This is a genomic window from Dyadobacter bucti (assembly GCF_005869225.1).
Lineage (GTDB): Bacteria > Bacteroidota > Bacteroidia > Cytophagales > Spirosomataceae > Dyadobacter > Dyadobacter bucti.
Map to the genome: position 1 here is coordinate 84,602 of NZ_SWFP01000003.1, position 17,342 is coordinate 101,943.

General features: G+C 43.3%; 14 protein-coding genes. 6 read left to right on the forward strand and 8 right to left on the reverse strand.

The features are described 5' to 3' along the window. Positions 1–79 precede the first annotated feature (79 nt). The gene (gene atpA, locus FBF61_RS10460) at positions 80–1,657 is read right to left on the reverse strand and encodes a F0F1 ATP synthase subunit alpha (RefSeq protein WP_138477185.1); all 1,578 of its coding nucleotides are present in this window, start codon (positions 1,655–1,657) and stop codon (positions 80–82) included. A gap of 288 nt (positions 1,658–1,945) precedes the next feature. Here atpA and bamJ point away from each other — a divergent pair, with 288 nt between their 5' ends. Together bamJ and FBF61_RS10470 are read left to right on the forward strand one after the other, a co-directional pair. After that, positions 1,946–2,704, forward strand: coding sequence for a BamJ family beta-barrel-assembly machinery protein (bamJ, locus tag FBF61_RS10465; RefSeq protein ID WP_138477186.1), 759 nt, complete (start codon positions 1,946–1,948; stop codon positions 2,702–2,704). Between the two features lie 9 nt (positions 2,705–2,713). Next, positions 2,714–4,837 carry a carboxy terminal-processing peptidase gene (locus FBF61_RS10470; protein ID WP_138477187.1) on the forward strand — a complete coding sequence of 708 codons (2,124 nt, stop codon included), beginning with the start codon at positions 2,714–2,716 and terminating at the stop codon, positions 4,835–4,837. Positions 4,838–4,884: 47 nt separating this feature from the next. Here the strand turns inward: FBF61_RS10470 and FBF61_RS10475 are convergent, their stop codons facing one another. Next, positions 4,885–5,349: a hypothetical protein gene (locus tag FBF61_RS10475; protein ID WP_138477188.1), complete on the reverse strand. Its 465-nt coding sequence runs from the start codon at positions 5,347–5,349 to the stop codon at positions 4,885–4,887. Positions 5,350–5,493: 144 nt separating this feature from the next. Then, a complete protein-coding gene (locus FBF61_RS10480; protein ID WP_138477189.1) occupies positions 5,494–5,739 on the reverse strand; it encodes a helix-turn-helix domain-containing protein in 246 nt (81 codons plus the stop codon). Positions 5,740–5,911: 172 nt separating this feature from the next. Here FBF61_RS10480 and FBF61_RS10485 point away from each other — a divergent pair, with 172 nt between their 5' ends. Together FBF61_RS10485 and FBF61_RS10490 are read left to right on the forward strand one after the other, a co-directional pair. Then, a complete protein-coding gene (locus FBF61_RS10485; protein WP_138477190.1) occupies positions 5,912–6,877 on the forward strand; it encodes a hypothetical protein in 966 nt (321 codons plus the stop codon). Positions 6,878–6,925: 48 nt separating this feature from the next. Continuing rightward, positions 6,926–7,933, forward strand: a complete 1,008-nt coding sequence (locus FBF61_RS10490; RefSeq protein ID WP_138477191.1) for a thioredoxin domain-containing protein — start codon at positions 6,926–6,928, stop codon at positions 7,931–7,933. 177 nt (positions 7,934–8,110) lie between these two features. Here the strand turns inward: FBF61_RS10490 and FBF61_RS10495 are convergent, their stop codons facing one another. The 4 genes from FBF61_RS10495 to FBF61_RS10510 form a co-directional block, all read right to left on the reverse strand. After that, a complete protein-coding gene (locus FBF61_RS10495) occupies positions 8,111–9,553 on the reverse strand; it encodes a TolC family protein (RefSeq protein WP_138477192.1) in 1,443 nt (480 codons plus the stop codon). A 65-nt stretch (positions 9,554–9,618) separates the two neighbouring features. Further along, complete coding sequence (locus FBF61_RS10500) at positions 9,619–12,774, reverse strand: efflux RND transporter permease subunit (protein WP_138477193.1); 3,156 nt, start codon at positions 12,772–12,774, stop codon at positions 9,619–9,621. A gap of 27 nt (positions 12,775–12,801) precedes the next feature. Further along, on the reverse strand, positions 12,802–13,953 hold the full coding sequence (locus tag FBF61_RS10505; RefSeq protein ID WP_138477194.1) for an efflux RND transporter periplasmic adaptor subunit: 1,152 nt from the start codon (positions 13,951–13,953) through the stop codon (positions 12,802–12,804). Between the two features lie 194 nt (positions 13,954–14,147). Continuing rightward, positions 14,148–14,567: a hypothetical protein gene (locus FBF61_RS10510; protein ID WP_138477195.1), complete on the reverse strand. Its 420-nt coding sequence runs from the start codon at positions 14,565–14,567 to the stop codon at positions 14,148–14,150. A gap of 405 nt (positions 14,568–14,972) precedes the next feature. Here FBF61_RS10510 and FBF61_RS10515 point away from each other — a divergent pair, with 405 nt between their 5' ends. Both FBF61_RS10515 and FBF61_RS10520 read left to right on the forward strand, forming a co-directional pair. Further along, on the forward strand, positions 14,973–16,013 hold the full coding sequence (locus tag FBF61_RS10515) for a GNAT family N-acetyltransferase (protein ID WP_138477196.1): 1,041 nt from the start codon (positions 14,973–14,975) through the stop codon (positions 16,011–16,013). An 8-nt stretch (positions 16,014–16,021) separates the two neighbouring features. Beyond that, positions 16,022–16,642, forward strand: coding sequence for a YdeI/OmpD-associated family protein (locus tag FBF61_RS10520; protein ID WP_138477197.1), 621 nt, complete (start codon positions 16,022–16,024; stop codon positions 16,640–16,642). Between the two features lie 40 nt (positions 16,643–16,682). On the opposite strand, the gene FBF61_RS10525 is transcribed toward FBF61_RS10520, so the two are convergent. Beyond that, positions 16,683–17,273: an HmuY family protein gene (locus tag FBF61_RS10525; protein WP_229214998.1), complete on the reverse strand. Its 591-nt coding sequence runs from the start codon at positions 17,271–17,273 to the stop codon at positions 16,683–16,685. Between the last annotated feature and the right edge of the window lie 69 nt (positions 17,274–17,342).

Below are 17,342 nucleotides of genomic sequence, written 5' to 3' on the forward strand. Positions count from 1 at the left end.
ATCCGACACTGCGGATTTTAATGAGTATCTATAGAAAGAGCAAGAACGATATCACATCGTTCCTGCTCTTTTAAATATTTCAGTAGTATTTTACTGCAACTTCTTTTGCTACTTTTTCGATGACGTCGGTCACGCTGTTGTCCAGCTTACCAGCACGAAGCGCAGCCAGAGTGTCGCTATATTGTCCGCTCAGAACTGTAAGGAAATCCTTTTCAAATTCTTTCACACGGGTTACATCCACTTTGTCAAGCAAACCTTTTGTAGAAGCATAAACTGTAGCAACTTGTTGTTCAACAGGAACCGGAGCGTACTGAGGTTGTTTCAATACTTCCTGGTTACGGCGACCGCGGTCAATAGCAAGCTTTGTCGCAGCATCAAGGTCAGAACCGAATTTCGCAAAAGCTTCCAATTCACGGAACTGGGCCTGATCAAGTTTCAGCGTACCTGACACTTTCTTCATCGATTTGATCTGTGCATTACCACCCACTCGTGATACCGAGATACCTACGTTGATTGCAGGACGGATACCAGAGTTAAACAGGTTGGATTCCAGGAATATCTGTCCGTCCGTGATAGAGATCACGTTCGTAGGGATATACGCAGAAACGTCACCAGCTTGCGTTTCGATGATTGGAAGTGCAGTTAACGAACCACCACCTTTTACAATTCCCTGAAGAGAAGGTGGAAGGTCATTCATGTTTTTTGCAATGGTATCATCAGCGATAATTTTTGCTGCACGCTCCAAAAGACGGCTATGCAGATAGAAAACGTCTCCAGGATAAGCTTCACGGCCCGGAGGACGACGTAGCAAAAGGGAAACTTCACGGTACGAAACTGCTTGTTTGGAAAGGTCATCATAGATAACCAGGGCAGGACGGCCTGTATCGCGGAAGAATTCACCGATCGCAGCACCCGTAAACGGAGCATAAAACTGCATTGGTGAAGGATCAGATGCACCAGCAGCAACGATTACCGTGTAATCCATTGCGCCGTAGCGGCGAAGTGTCGCCTCGATCCCTTTGATAGTGGAAGCTTTTTGTCCGCAGGCAACGTAGATACAAAATACCGGTTCGCCTTTGTCAAAATATTCCTTTTGATTAATGATCGTATCGATGGCAACAGCAGTTTTACCTGTCTGACGGTCACCGATAATCAATTCACGTTGGCCGCGACCGATAGGAATCATTGCATCAATAGCCTTAATCCCTGTCTGAAGTGGTTCAGTAACCGGCTGACGGAAAATTACACCCGGAGCTTTACGCTCAAGAGGCATTTCATAAAGCTGTCCCTGGATAGGGCCGCGTCCGTCGATCGGCTCGGCAAGGGTATTTACAACCCGGCCCACAATTCCGTCGCCTACTTTTACAGAAGCGATTTCTTTGGTCCTTTTAACGGTTGCACCTTCCTTAATGTCGCTGAAATCTCCAAGTAAAACGGCTCCAACGTTGTCTTCCTCGAGGTTTAACGCGAGGGCTTTAAGACCATTCTCGAACACAAGCAGCTCTCCTGCCTGTACCTGGGAAAGACCATAAATGCGGGCAACACCGTCACCAACCTGAAGGACTGTTCCTACTTCTTCGAGTTCTGCCTCAGATTTAGCTCCTGCAAGTTGTTCGCGCAGGATGGCCGAAACTTCATCCGGTCTAACAGATACCATAGTATAATTGACTTATTTAAAGTATAGTAGTAAGTTTTTGAAAACTGCCGCAAAGGTATGATTTTATTCTGGTAAATAAAGTATTGTGTAACTAAAAACCAACCGTATAAAATTAGATTTTTCTAAGGGGCAGGCCAGAAAAGCCCAGAGCCTGGCTATTTAACCGTTTGTCGGTCAATTAGCAACATTTTTAAAACTTTTTTAGGTACTAATTGTGTTTTTGTTGTAATTGAGTTCGTTAATACCTCTTACCAATCAAAATTAAACTTATTGACCATCCTTAGTACAATGCACAAATTGAAAAAAACCGTCTTAGCAACCTTAGTATTTGGAGTTTTGGTAATGGCAGAAAGCACAGCACAGACTATCAAAAAAACAACAAAACCGGCAACAGCAGTAAAGAAAGCTCCCGCAGCACCAGTAAAAGCAGCAAGTCCTGCTAACGTACTCAAAAATCAAAGCGATTCCCTTTCTGCCGCAATCGGAGTCAGCTTTTCAAATTCATTGACTTCTCAAGGTTTAGCCGATATCAATGGTGAAATATTAACCAAAACGATCAATGCGGCTCTCAAAGGCACTAAAACGGCTTTCACTCCAGAAGAGGCTAATAAATTTATAGGCGAATATTTTCAGAAGATAACTGAAGAAAAGGGCGCAGCCGTGCGGGTGGAAGGTGAAAAGTTTTTGGAAGAAAATAAGAAAAGGACTGGTGTCACCACCACAGCGAGCGGTTTGCAATACGAAATCATTAAGACAGGGGAAGGTGCCAAGCCTACTGCGGAGGATAAAGTGAAGACGCACTACCATGGAACTTTGACCAATGGAACGGTTTTTGATAGTTCTGTGGATCGCGGAGAACCCGTGGAATTCCCGGTGAACGGTGTGATCAAAGGATGGACAGAAGCGCTTCAGCTTATGCCTGTGGGATCGAAATGGAAATTATTCATTCCCTATCAGTTGGCATACGGAGAGCGGGGAGCAGGTGGTCAGATACCGGGCTATTCGGCACTGGTATTTGAAGTCGAATTATTGGAAATTGTTAAATAACAAAATTTAATGAAAAAGTACTTAATCACTCTTATTCCGGTTGTGTTGCTGGGTTGGCAGCGGGGTCCGGTTCAGGACAAAGCTCCAATGGTAACCGTGGAGGGTTCTTTGGAAGAAGATATTAAGCCGATCCCGGCTCAATATAAAGCAGAGGAACTTACCACACGTATTCTGTCAAGCTACCATTATCGTAAAACCAAGCTGAATGATTCATTATCAGCTGCCATATTTGACAAATACATTGATGGGATCGATCACGGCCGACTCTATTATCTTGCATCAGATATTTCTGAATTTGAGAAGTTTAAGAACTCTTTCGACGATTATTTGCTGAAAAGAGAACTTGATGTTCCGTTCGAAATTTACAATGTGTTCAGAAAACGCTTCAAGGAAAGAAGTAATTATATCCAGACACTGTTGGGTGAAACGAAACCCTTTGATTTTTCGGCAGACGAATCCATGAACACGGATCGCGAAAAAGCAGCATGGGCTAAAAATACGGATGAACTCAATGATACCTGGCGGAAATATCTGAAAAGCGAGGCACTTGACCTCAAACTGTCCGGTAAACCTGATACTGCTGTAATTACAACTTTACGTGACCGTTACAAAAACCGCGACAGGGCTTTGGGGCGAATCCGTACCGAACAGGTTTTCCAAATGTTCATGAATGCCTATGCCGAATCCATGGATCCGCATACAAGTTATATGGCACCTACTTCTGCTGATCGCTTCAAACAGGAGATGAGCCAATCGCTGGAAGGGATAGGCGCATTGCTGAGAGAAGAAGATAATTACATCAAAATTGTGGAAGTTATCCCCGGTGGCCCTGCATTCAAGGGAAAGCAACTCAAAAAGGAGGATAAGATCATTGCAGTTGCCCAGGGCGACGAAGGGAAGATGGTAGATATCGTAGGATGGTTTGTGGATGACGCGGTAAAATTGATCAAAGGCCCGAAATCGACGGTAGTTCGTCTGCAGGTGATTTCAGCCGACGCACTGCCAGGTACTCCTCCGAAGGAATACAGATTGGTGCGGGAAAAAATAAAGCTGGAAGAGCAGCGCGCAAAAAGTGAAATAGTGTCTATCAATTCTTCTAATAAACAGTACAAAGTGGGTGTGATAGACATTCCTTTGTTCTATCGCGATTTTGAAGGTGCCCAGCACAAAGAGAAAGAATTTTCAAGCACGACCCGTGATGTGCAGAAGCTGATCGTTAATTTACAACAGGCCAATGTGGACGGGATAGTTATCGATTTGCGCAATAACGGTGGCGGTTCGCTTACGGAAGCCGTATCGCTGACAGGATTGTTTATCAACCGTGGTCCGGTTGTTCAGGTGAAGGAAGGACAGGGGGAGATTGAGGTTCAGTCCGATAACGATCCGACTATCGCTTACGATGGCCCGATGGCTGTGATGGTAAACCGTTTCAGTGCATCTGCATCGGAGATTTTTGCGGCAGCGATCCAGGATTATAAGCGCGGAATTATTGTTGGTGAACAAACCTACGGAAAAGGGACCGTGCAGACTCTAATTGACCTAAATCAATGGGTCCCGAAAGAAACCGATCAGTTGGGACAGGTCAAGCTTACAGTCGCCAAATTTTATCGGATCAATGGAAGCAGCACACAATTGAAAGGCGTGATGCCTGATCTGGAGCTACCCACAGCTTTCAGTGCAAATGAATTTGGGGAAGGTTCCCAGGCAAGTGCTTTGCCATGGGACCAGATTCCTTCTTCCCGTTATGATTTGACAAACAATGTTAATGTTAAGGTTATTGACCAGGTTCGCGACAAATATAAGCAGCGTTTGAAATCTGATGAAGAACTCAAAACGTTGGTCAAAACACTGGATGAATTTAAAAAGGCTCGCGAGAATAAAGTTGTTTCCCTACAGGAGTCGAAGAGAAAGCTGGAACGCGATGAGGCTGAAAAGAAAAGGCTCGCAATGAAGCAGCTTGGCGAAGACAGTCTGGATGATGAAGAAGAGGATGCAGATGTAAAGCCCACAGATGCTCCAAAAGAGGCGAAAGCCAAAAAAGATATCTATCTGAATGAAACCGGAAGGATTTTGGTTGACTTCATTAATATATCAAAAGAGCCGAGCCTCGCTGGAACGAAGAAGAAAAATTAAGGTAAGTTATAATTTTTAAAAGGCGACGATCGGGGTTTATGCCTAGTTCATCGCCTTTTTTTGTTGTCGATGATTTTTATTTGATCAATCCGCTCGTTTATTTTCTTTATCTCTCTAAAAATCATAAAATTGACGTTCTTGTTATCCCTGTCATATTCCAGCTGGTTTACTAGATTTTCAAGTAGGAACAAGCTATCGGAAGGGTAATAAAACTTCACATAACCTTTGTTTTTGTCATCTAACATGAGAACGTCCTGATATTGCCATTCCTTTTTTAGTTCCAGAAAGCTGTCTTGTGCAGTATCTACGTCGCCGATGCTACATTTCTGATAAATAGAAAATAGAAGAATATTGATTTTCAAAAAGTTGATCTGGCCTGTATTGTTAACATTATCATCAGTACATGAAAACGTCGGGTATCCTTTGTAGATAATAGCTACACAAAAAGCAGCGGCGATCAATAATGTGAGGAACTTTAATGTCTGCCTAAATGCTAATGTGTGGTTGGTCATTGTAAACGACAAGAGCTGCGTTAGAACCTGAATGTGAGATTAAAGTTGAGTGTTTTAAGTAGCTTTGCGTCTCTTATTGAGCGATCGGTGCCGAAAATTATCTAACGGCAAAAGCAGAATACGCGATAGTGGTTTGCTACCATTCTAGAAAGTCCGTTCTCTGGTCGTTTTCTTACAGATATGCTTCTCATAAAATGCCTCCATCTCTTCCTTATTTTCAAATCCAAGATGCTTGGCAATTTTATCGGCCATTTGACAGTCGATTTGAATTTTCCCATTCTCGATTTTGGAAACTGATTGCTGTTTCACATTGAGTAGTTCAGCAATTTCAGTTTGCTTAATACCCTTCATCATCCTTAATGCTCTTATTTTCTCATTAAATGTTGACATGAGGATCTCAATTTTCAAAGTGTGCGGAGGAAATATTTGCAAAATAGAATAAATCTTTTCTAACGTCAAGTTGTAAAATACAACCATCGTAGGGGTATAATACAACCTTGTCTCTTTTGAAAAATTCAAATACATAACGCTCTTTGTTGCGTATTTAAACAATCTACAGACTATGAAAAGCAAAAGGCGTAAATCATTGATTTTAGTAAGACATGCTTTCTTAAGTACCGTTTTATCTCTAATCTTTTTCGGATGTGAAGAAAAGGAGGCCTTATCGATACCTGAAAACGATTTGAATGTGCTGATTACAAAAGTGGAGAAGGCTTATGAGGAAGGGAATGTGAAGGTTGAGACTGATGGCTTGCAAGAAAAGGAAACAATGGCTTCTTGGAACATTCAAAATGAGGTAAGATCGAGGTTATTGGCATATCAGAAGACCTTTGAATCGAGATATCATGTGACAAGAAACTTGTCTGAGGGATACCCGGTAGGTGTAATTCCAGCAGTGGATGCCTGTCCTGCCGGTACTGAGAAAATAAAATTTTTCATGGATAACCAGGATAATGGGAATTCGATGAAAACCGGCTGGACTGGCGCGTGGACGGTTGATGCTAATGGAAATACTTGGCATACGCTGTGCTCAGTTTATGGAGCGGCATTCAAATTTATGACATTTAACACCAGCACTTTGTATCTCTTGGTACGGCTTGGGAACAATAAAACCATGTATATGGAGCCAAGGGTATGGAATGTATATTTGGATAATGAGGATAACAACAACAAAAATGTAGTTGCCGAAGGAGATTTCAATCCGAATACAATGGATCAGAATGGGACCAACTTGCAATTTTGGGCGATTGCCGGTAAAAATACACCAGGTGTTAATCAAGATTCCGAGTTTCCGGACCTTGGATTTAGTTATGGTGTTTTTGGCACCTTTACTTCGCCGGTGATAGGCGGTGCAGCGGGTACTGGGATGTTGAAAACCGATGATGAAAACAACAGTAATGCAAACCAGCTTTTTTCAAAAGATTGGAATACTAATGTTATTACTCATGCCTCAAGCGTTCAGGGAAAAGGTGTGGACAGGACAAACGACCCGGGGAACACCATTTTTAATATTCGCAAGGTTAGATAGTTACAGACAAAACTGAGCCTATCACGTAAATTATGATAGTACGAGCATATGAACCGTAAGTCTGTGATTCGATGTGGGTGGCTTTGCATATTGCTACTTATTACTGGATGTACCATAACAAAAGATGAAAATTTCGTTGCCGAAGTCAATGGGCAGAAAATCAGTATTCAGGAAATAGACGGCATGGTCCGGAATTCGCTTTACGAATACCTTTTTGCTATTTACAATGTTCGGAAAATTTCGCTCGATGAGTTAATCAATCAAAGACTTTTGAATTTTCGCGCGCGACGCCATCGGATTTCGACAGATTCCGTTCTTTCAATAGGCATCGCAGGTATGAAGAAGAAAATAAGTATAGATTCATATATCCGTAACAATTCGCTGCATTATGGGGTAGTTGACGAAAAAAATCCATTTAAACTTATTCCACTGAAAACGGCAGAAGGGCAAAGAATTTTGCATGAAAGCTATTTGAATTTTTTGCGAAATGAATATATACAAGAATTGAGGAAGGAGAGTGATATTCGAATTTATCTTAAACCTCCGATAACTCCTAAGCTAGACCTCGCCGGCGTCGAAATGAAAATCCGGGGTGATGTAGCTGCCTCAAATTCCATTACTGTTATTTCTGATTTCAATTGCCCAGTTTGCCGAGAGAAACAATCTTTGTTCGAAGAGTTATATAAGGACTACAAAGATAAATTGCGTTTCGAATATATACATCTTTCTTCTTCGGTAACGAAATCAATGGTTTTCGCTGAATGTGCGGCTAAGCAAAATCGATTCTGGAGTGCTTATGATGTATTGTTTAAAAAAGCCGTCACTGATACTGCCAGCGCTATTGGCTTAATTGCGGAGTTACAATTATCAAAAGACGAATGCCTAAGTTGTCTTTTTAACACGTATGAAGAGAAACGTTTGACTTTAAGTATGGATAGATTGAGAGCCATTGGAATTGAGGCCACTCCGACAATACTTGTAAATCATAAGATCTACTATGGGGAACTTACTGCCAACAGAATTCGACAATTTATTGAAACCTCTTTGGAAAGATAGTTATCTGACTGTGTATGAGGAAATAACCTTGTAGAGGTGACATCGTTCGTGCAATGTCACCCCTCACGGGGTTCTGGATCATAGTATGGTGATTTTTGTTATCATAATTTCAGCCCTTCGGGCTTTGCGAGAGGCTTTATAATTGTTTATCTATCTGTTAGTTATGAACTAACACCATCATTCCCAACCCCCACCCAGCGAACGGTACAATGTAATCAATGCCAGAAACTGCTCTTTTTGAACATTGGTCAGGTTCAGTTCGGCCTCGAGTACGCTTCTTTGTGCAGTAATTACCTCAAGATAAGTAGCATATCCGGTAAGGAACAAGTCTTTGGAAGTAGTAACGGTTTGTTGGAGTACATCCACTTCCTGCTTTTTGAAGTCAGAGATTTTTCTGCTGTTATCCAGTTTTTTCAAACTTGTGCTTACCTCTTGAAAACCAGTAAGAATGGATTTGTTATAAGCATAATACGCTTCAAGACTGGAGGCTTCTGCCCGTTTTTGCACCGCTTTCAGCGCTTTTCGGTTTACTAGCGGAGCGGTGAGGCCGCCGAGCGCATTATATGCAATGGACCCGGGTGAGAATAATAAGTTGCTTTTAAACGCATTAAAGCCTAGCATGGCTGTGATGTTCAAAGAAGGAAGGAAAGCCAGCTGAGCTGCTTGCTGGTCAGAGTAATATGCAAGCATTTCAAGCTGTGCCTGCTGAACGTCTGGTCTCCGTTTAAGCATATTGGTTGGAATACCCGCCTGTATTTGTTCAGGAAGCTGTTGCCCCGATGCGCTGCCTCTTGCGATCGTCTGAGGAAACCTGCCAAGTAGCAAATTAAGATTGTTTTCGGCCTCCGTGATTTTCTGAAGAATTTCAATTTCTAGGCTTTTTGTATTCAATAATTGGGCTTCAAATTGTTTGACTGCCAATTCGTTAGCACGTCCTCCTTCTTTCTGTATTTTAACAGTCTGCACCGCGGAATCCTGAAGTGCAATATTTTTTTTGATAATCGAAAGCTCGGAATCCAATGCCAGCAGTTCGTAATAGTGCTGGGCGACTTGTGCGATGAGGCTGGTTTTGATGGCATGCCTGGCTTTTTCAGTTGCCAAAAAACGGGTGTAGGCAGCTTTTTTTTGCGTTTTCAATTTGCCCCAGATATCAATTTCCCAGGAGCTTCTCAAGCCTACAAAATAGTCTGGCAAAAATGGGGCAGGAAGTCTCCTGTCGTTATCAATGTTGTCCGAAAAATTGGTATCGTAATTTCCAACTCCATCCATAGTATAATCCCCAAACTTCCTTCCTCCTCCGGAAATCTCGCCTGAAAGAGAAGGTAGCAAAGCGCCCTGGCTCAGCATAATATTGGATCGGGCCATCTCTATTCTTTGAACGGCCATTTTAAGATCCAGGTTATTTTGCAAAGCGGTGTCGATCAGTGCAGTTAACTGTGTGTCCTTGAAAAAAGATTTCCATTGGATAGCCCCGATACCTGTTGAGTCTGTTTGTCCGGCAAACGTTTCGGGAGTAACGATGCGGGAAGCCTGCTGCACCGGCTTGGTAAGTTTGCAGCCTGAGAATGTGATCAATGCCCCGATAAACAGGAGATTGACGAGCCTTTTGTAGGTTTTCATTAATGAAAGTCATTTATATGAGGCAGCCGGAAACGGATTCCGGCTGCCCGATAAGTCGGTGATATTTAGTGAAGGACAGCTTCTTCTTTTTCGGGTAAAACCTCAATGGCTTTCTTCGGCTTGGCGAGGCTAGCAAAAAGTACATAGAGGCCAGGAATAATGATGACCCCGAAAAGAGTACCTATGAGCATTCCCCCCGCTGCGGCCGTTCCAATAGATCGGTTACCTATTGCACCTGCGCCGGAAGCCATTACGAGCGGGATGAGACCAGCGATGAATGCGAAGGAGGTCATCAGGATCGGTCGCAGCCTTTCGGTGGCGCCTTCCAGTACTGCATCATAGACCGAACGTCCTTCTTTCTGTCGGATAATTGCGTACTCAACAATCAGGATAGCGTTTTTACCCAAAAGGCCAATCAGCATGACGAGCGAAACCTGAGCATAGATATTGTTTTCCAGACCCATTAATTTCAGTCCAAGGAATGCGCCGAAAATACCGGTAGGAAGTGATAGTATTACAGGCAACGGAAGCAGGAAACTTTCATATTGTGCCGCAAGCAGCAGATAAACGAAGATCAGACAGATCCCGAAAATATAAATAGCCTGGTCGCCGGACAAAATCTCTTCACGCGTCATTCCTGACCAGTCATAGGTGAAACCTTTTGGAAGCTTCTCTGCTGCAATTCGTTCAACAGCCTTGATCGCATCTCCCGAGCTGTATCCAGGCGCAGCATCACCGTTGATCATGGCAGAAGTATACATATTGTAGCGCGTCAGAAGCTCAGGGCCGTAGACTCTTTCTAATCGGATAAATGTTGAAAACGGTACCATGTCCCCACGGTTATTCTTAACGTATAGTTTTAGAATATCCTCCGGGTTCTTGCGGAAACTCGGATCGGCCTGGACCATCACTTTGTACATCTGGCCAAACCTGATGAAATTGGATGCATAAAAGCTGCCGATCAACGTTTGGAGGGTGCTCATGGCAACATCCACTGAGACGCCTTTTTTTGATGCCATATCAGCGTCAACATGGATCATATACTGCGGGAAGCTGGCATCGAAACTACTGAATGCACTGGCGATCTCCGGTGAATCCATCAGGTCCTTCACAAACTTGTTGGTGACCTCCGCGGTTTTCTGAAGATCATCAGCTCCTGTGCGATCCTGAACACGTAGCTCAAAACCACTTGAATTACCAAATCCCGGCACAGTCGGAGGCGGGAAAAATTGAATATCGGCATCGGTAATGTGCTTGGTTTTTTGTTCCATTTCCGTAATAATGTCTTTTACGGATGCCTTTCGCTGATCCCAGGGTTTAAGGTTGATCATGGCCATTCCATAAGAAGATCCGGCCGATTCTGTGATCAAACTGTACCCCGACAAGCTGGAAACAGATTCCACGGGTTCCAGTGATTGCGCTACCTTCTGAATTTCATCCAGTACTGCTTCCGTCCGTTCAACGGTGGATGCCACCGGAGTAGTAACATTGACGTTAATAACTCCCTGATCCTCTGTCGGAATAAAACCTGTGGGAAGAACGGTGTTGATACCGTAAGTGCCGATACAAAACGCCACCAGAAGACCAACTGTTACGACTCTTCTGTTGACAATGAGGGAGAGCAGTTTTCTGTACTTGTTTGAAATACCATCATAACCATTATTAAAGCCTTTAAAAAACCGGTCAAGAAGCGTGTTTTTAGAAGGTTGTCCATGCGTGTTTTTCAGCATAAGGGCACAAAGCGCGGGTGTCAATGTCAACGCATTGATACCCGATATCACAATTGAAATGGCCAACGTGATGGAGAACTGACGATAAAAAATACCAACCGGCCCTGACATAAATGCTACCGGTACAAACACTGCCGACATCACAAGGGTGATCGCAATGATGGCACCACTCATTTCTTTCATCGATTCCATGGTCGCTTCCCGTGCATCAAGATGCTTTTCGGCCATTTTTGCGTGAACGGCCTCGACGACGACAATGGCATTATCAACTACGATACCAATGGCGAGTACCAATGCAAACAGCGTTAGAAGATTGATTGAAAACCCGAAAAGTTGCATGAAAGCGAAGGTGCCAATCAACGCTACGGGCACTGCAAGCGCGGGAATAACGGTTGAACGGAAATCCTGCAAAAACAGGTAAACAATGATAATTACAAGAATAAATGCCTCGATCAGCGTACGTACAACTTCGTGAATGGACGCGTCCAGAAACCGGGAAACATCATAAGAAACGAAGTAATCCATACCGGGCGGAAACGTCGTTGTTTTGAGTTCGGCCACTTTCGTTTTGATATTCTGAATTACCTCCTGGGCATTGGATCCCGGCCGTTGCTTGATCATAATCGACGCCGAAGGCTTACCATTGGATTTGGAGGCCATGTCGTATTCAAGTGTGCCGAATTCAATGTCCGCTACATCTTTCAGTTTCAGCATTGATCCGTCGGGGTTGGAGCGGAGTACGATGTTCTCATATTGAGCCGGTTCAAACAGCTTGCCTGTGTATTTCAAGACATACTGCAACGCCTGCACCTCACGTCCGGAACTTACACCGGTTTTCCCGGGGGCGGCTACTACATTCTGATCCCTGATAGCCTGCACCACTTCGTCGGCAGATACATTGTAACTTACCATCCGGTCAGGTTTCAGCCATACGCGCATGGAATAGTCCTTACTTCCCATGATCTGCGCCCTACCGACACCGTCTATCCTCTTAAGTTCTTTGAGAATGTTGATATCGGCAAAGTTGTAAACGAAATCTTCGGCAACAGATGAATCCGAACTCATAATGTCCAGATACATCAGCATACTGTTTACCTCTTTTTCTGTGGTTACGCCCGCCTTGATTACCTCCTCAGGAAGTTCATCTATAACAGTCTGAACCCGGTTTTGCACGTTTACTGCCGCAAGATCCGGGTCGACGCCCACATTGAATGAAATGGTAATGGTAGTTACCCCGTCATTACCGGATACACTGGTCATGTAGGTCATGCCGGGAACACCGTTAATCGCCTTTTCCAATGGCACGGCTACGGCATCTACGCATACTTCTGAGTTGGCACCGGTATATGTTGCCGTCACTACTACGGATGGGGGCACTATATCCGGGAATTGGGAAACAGGCAAACCTTTAAATGCCAAAATTCCCAGGAGGGTTATAAAAACCGAGATAACCAGTGATAAAACCGGCCGCTCTATAAATTTTTGAAACATAATCTGAAATTCAGGTGAGAAAGGATCTTATCGTGCAGTAAGCTCTATTGGGCTGGCCTGCGTGTTAAGACTGTCAGGAGAAATATTCTTTGGGTTAATAGTTGCCCCGTCTTTCAATCCCTGAAGCCCTTCGTAAACAATGGTTTCTCCTGGTTCAAGACCTGATTTAACAATATAGTAAGAAGCAAATCTTGATTTTGGGACGAAGCTCCTGGTTTTCACCTGGTTATTTTTATCCACTACGTATACGAAGCTTTTATCCTGAATTTCAAATGCAGCTTTCTGAGGAATAAGAATCGCGTTTTCTACCGTATTGGTAAGGCGTATGGTTCCTGTCGAGCCATGTTTCAGCAATTTTTCAGGGTTAGAGAACCGCGCACGAAAAGCAATGGAGCCAGTACCTTCATCAAAAGCACCTTCCATTGTTTCGATATTCCCTTTATGTTTGAAAAAAGAACCATCAGCTAGCTCCAACTCGACGATTGCCGATTTATTGTCAGCTTTTCCTCTCGCTTTCACGTATTCCAGGTACTCATTTTCAGATACATTGAAATATACAAAGACGTTTTTGGTATCTGAAAGAGTCGTCAGGAGCGTGCCTTCATTGATAAGGCTACCCATTTTGTGAGGTATCCGGTCGATTACCCCGTCAAATGGCGCTTTAATTTCTGTTTGTGCTAGATGAATGGCTGCGTTTGATTTCTCTGAACGTGCTTCTTCGATTTTGGCATTGACAGCAGCAAGTTTTGCCTCAGCCACTTCCACTTCTGTTTTCGCAATAACATTTTTATCTACCAGCAGCCGTACCCTTTTCAGTTCAAGCTCGGCACCTTTCGCTTCTGCGATAGCACTTTGCAGGGTAGCTTTTGCTTTCGCCAGTTGAGCTGCATATTCTTCGTTATTGATCCGGAACAGGACCTGGCCTTTTTTTACTTCCTTGCCTTCGTCTACGTATACTTCTTCAAGGTAGCCCTTTACCCTGGCATATATTTCCACATTACGTACTGCGTGTATGTCACCTACATATTCTCTGTGCAGGTCAGTTCTTTGGGGTGTGAGTTCGGTTACAGGAATGGTAAGGATGCTGTCTTTGCTCTCAGAGGTAGTTTCACCCTTTGAAGCACACCCATAGGTAAACATGCTCGCAAGAAACAACACAGGCCATTGTAAATTTTTCATGATGAGTAGATAAATGAATGATTTTTTAACTATTGGGGTACAGAAAAAAGCATGGGCAGTCCGTAACGTACAGACTGATCCAAATATGAATGCTGAACAGTATGGGAAAGACACTACATGTCCTTGGAGCATGGAGCCTTTATTCCGTTACTGAGCGGAAAGATTGGGAATGAAAGAACGCTTGCGGCGGGAAGTCAGAATGGGCAAAGACGGTGCAGAAAACTGTAATAATCGGGCAGGGTTATCAAGCCCTTTGCCACAACGGGCAATTGTGCGGACTGCCGGACAAGTTTCTGAAAATGCGAAAAGCTGAAATAATAAAATGCCTCGGATTTAAGCGTAATAAACCTGTATGTGGAATTACGGTGCCGAAGCAGGTCGGATAAACCTTCCTTCCATTCACATACGTCGGCACGTACAATACATTGATTCTGACATATAAAATCGTCAAAAGCAACGGCCTGATCCGATGCGTCATCGGTATTGACGGAAGGGGAAGAAATTCCTATCGAAGCAAAATTCAGTTTGCATAAATTCCCCTCCTGTCTTGTGAACAGGGATAAAGCCAGGAGATTTGCAAGGCAGAAAAACAATACAAAAGTTCTTTTTGTCATGATGCTGATTGAGATCAGTACATTAAAAAATTCATACTTTTATAATGAATTCAAGAATGATTGGAATTATTAAAACGGAATTATGATATAATGAGGCAATACTTCAAATATAAGGATTCAGATGTACAAACCAAATTTTAAGGTATGTTAACAACTGTTAATAATTCCGGGATTGTTCTGTATCAACGTGTTCTTGTTGTGATTTCTTTTTTCAGCAGAGCGGAAACTTCTCCGTTTTTTGTTAATCGTCGGAGAATTGTTTGCCGGGCCAGTGTAACTGCATTTCCCGGATTATTTCAATTAATTACACCCTTTTATCAATTTTAAATATTTGATAAAAAGTATATATTTAACCAGGTTTTCGGGCCCGGGCAGTCTTTTCTGCATTTTTTTGCGGATACATTTATGGATATCAAACGGATAGAAACGCAAAGGTTTGTGCTGACAAAAATGACGGCAACTGACGGCGATAAGTATTTCAGACTAAGCAATAATCCCAACGTCATGAAATATGTTACGGGATATTCACTCACCCGCAGCGAGTCAGACGAAATGTTGAAAGGTTTCCTGAGAGAATATGGAAACGAAACATACCTGGGACGGTATCTGATCGAAGACAAGCAAAATGATGCACTAATTGGTACAGCAAAACTGGATAAGATCGGATCCGAGATAGAGATCGGTTACCGTGTCCTCGAAGATCATTGGGGCAAGGGGATCGCAACGGAAATTGCCAGCGGCCTCATTGAATTTGCGACAACAAAACTTGGCGCCGGAACAGTGATTGCATTTGTTAATGTAAATAATCTGGCCTCTATACGGGTGTTGGAAAAAGCGGGTATGACCAATGTAGAAATGATTGAAGACCTTGATGAAGTAAAATACAAGTTTAGTTATTCACTTAAAACCAATCAATCTATGAAAAAAGTACTCTACATTATTATTGCGTTGATTGCAGTGGTGCTGATTGCAGCATTTATCATGCCGAAAGACTATGCTGTGAAAAGGGAGATTGTGATTAACAAGCCAAAAGCAGAGGTTTTTGACTACCTGAAAATGCTGAAAAACCAGGATAACTGGAGTGTGTGGATGTCCAAAGACCCGAATATTAAGAAGGACTTTACCGGTACGGACGGTACCGTGGGCTATACCGCAATGTGGGAGGGGAATGAGGATGTGGGCAAAGGGGAACAAGAGATAAAGAATATCGTCGACGGCGAACGTATCGATACCGAGCTTCGGTTTATCGAACCTTTTGAGAGTACCAATAATGCTTACATGACCACCGAAAGTGTCGGGCCGTCGAGTACCAGGGTCGGCTGGGGGTTCTCGGGAAGCATGCCTATACCGATGAACGTCATGTTGCCTTTTATGGGAATGGAAGAATCTGTGGGCAAAGATTTCCAGGACGGGTTAAATAATCTGAAAGCAATTCTTGAAAAATAGCTTCCGAAATGAATCATACTGATCCGCGCATTGACAATTATATTATCAAATCCGCTGATTTTGCGGTGCCGATCCTGATTTATTTGCGGGAATTGGTACATGCTTCATGCCCCGAAGCAAAAGAAACCATGAAATGGAGTTTCCCGCATTTTGAGTACAAAGGCAGTATTTTATGTAGTATGGCGTCATTCAAGCATCATTGTGCATTTGGTTTCTGGTACGGTTCGCTGTTAACAGATCCGCATAAATTTCTTGCTTCGGGCGAGGAAAGGAATTCGATGGGAAATCTAGGCAAGATCAAAAGCCTGTCTGACCTTCCTACGGATGAGCAGCTCGCAGCATTTATCACCGAGGTTATGCAGTTGATTGACGCTGGCATAAAGGTTAAAAAGGAAGAAAAGCCGAAAGAAGTAAAAGAATTGATAGTGCCTGCGTATATGTATGATGCGTTGAGTGAGAACCCCGAGGCATTGCAGACTTTTGAGAATTTCAGTTATTCACAAAAAAAGGAATATGTGGAGTGGCTCGAAGAAGCAAAAACCGAAGCTACCAGAAACAAGCGACTTGCCACGGCGATGGAGTGGCTGGCGGAAGGAAAGATCAGAAACTGGAAATACCTCAGAAATTAAATAAAAAGACTTCCCGGTGATCACTGAGAAGTCTTTTTATTTAGAATTTGCCGTTTTCATCGGCCAATACATACCTGAAGGTATAGTAGCTGGATGCTTCCGTAGGGACATCTTCGGGAGCGCCTTTGTAGTAGCTGATAATTTCCAGCTTGGCGAATTTTCCATTGGCTGTTTTTACAAGAATTGTCCGGCCGATGATCGGAATGATGGCGTGTACGCTCATATCGTATTTGTACCACGAATTTCCGCTGCCGCCCGGAATTGCGTATCCTCCGTCGCTGTCCGTTTTATATCCGTCTTTTGGGGCTTCTGCGATCTGGTCGATGGGTTTTTCAACTACCATCGCGCCACCTTGTCCCGGACCGCTGCTCCCGCTGTTTATGGCGATCGTTGTTTTGCTGAAAGCAATATCCCACTTTGAAGTTTTGGCATCCGCAGCAGGAACATCTTTGCCTGTTTCCAGGCTGAAATAAACGAATGGTTTCGTGTTGGCGTCCAGATCTCTGACCACGATAATTTCGGACTTTTCAGGATTGGACGGAACATTCTGCTCAGCCGGATTCTGGCTGTCAGCACTGTTTTTGATGATCAACATAGCAGATAGGGACAAAATTAGTTTGGTCAGTATCATTTCATTGCTGTTTAAGAAATCGTAGAGACAAATCAAAAGATTGTCTCTACGATTTTGGAATATATCTTA

Excerpts from the sequence above, each read along its gene's own strand:
- atpA (WP_138477185.1), bottom strand. The coding sequence starts at position 1,657 with ATGGTATCTGTTAGACCGGATGAAGTTTCGGCCATCCTGCGCGAACAA.
- bamJ (WP_138477186.1), top strand. The coding sequence starts at position 1,946 with ATGCACAAATTGAAAAAAACCGTCTTAGCAACCTTAGTATTTGGAGTT.
- FBF61_RS10470 (WP_138477187.1), top strand. The coding sequence starts at position 2,714 with ATGAAAAAGTACTTAATCACTCTTATTCCGGTTGTGTTGCTGGGTTGG.
- FBF61_RS10475 (WP_138477188.1), bottom strand. The coding sequence starts at position 5,349 with ATGACCAACCACACATTAGCATTTAGGCAGACATTAAAGTTCCTCACA.
- FBF61_RS10480 (WP_138477189.1), bottom strand. The coding sequence starts at position 5,739 with ATGTCAACATTTAATGAGAAAATAAGAGCATTAAGGATGATGAAGGGT.
- FBF61_RS10485 (WP_138477190.1), top strand. The coding sequence starts at position 5,912 with ATGAAAAGCAAAAGGCGTAAATCATTGATTTTAGTAAGACATGCTTTC.
- FBF61_RS10490 (WP_138477191.1), top strand. The coding sequence starts at position 6,926 with ATGAACCGTAAGTCTGTGATTCGATGTGGGTGGCTTTGCATATTGCTA.
- FBF61_RS10495 (WP_138477192.1), bottom strand. The coding sequence starts at position 9,553 with ATGAAAACCTACAAAAGGCTCGTCAATCTCCTGTTTATCGGGGCATTG.
- FBF61_RS10500 (WP_138477193.1), bottom strand. The coding sequence starts at position 12,774 with ATGTTTCAAAAATTTATAGAGCGGCCGGTTTTATCACTGGTTATCTCG.
- FBF61_RS10505 (WP_138477194.1), bottom strand. The coding sequence starts at position 13,953 with ATGAAAAATTTACAATGGCCTGTGTTGTTTCTTGCGAGCATGTTTACC.
- FBF61_RS10510 (WP_138477195.1), bottom strand. The coding sequence starts at position 14,567 with ATGACAAAAAGAACTTTTGTATTGTTTTTCTGCCTTGCAAATCTCCTG.
- FBF61_RS10515 (WP_138477196.1), top strand. The coding sequence starts at position 14,973 with ATGGATATCAAACGGATAGAAACGCAAAGGTTTGTGCTGACAAAAATG.
- FBF61_RS10520 (WP_138477197.1), top strand. The coding sequence starts at position 16,022 with ATGAATCATACTGATCCGCGCATTGACAATTATATTATCAAATCCGCT.
- FBF61_RS10525 (WP_229214998.1), bottom strand. The coding sequence starts at position 17,273 with ATGATACTGACCAAACTAATTTTGTCCCTATCTGCTATGTTGATCATC.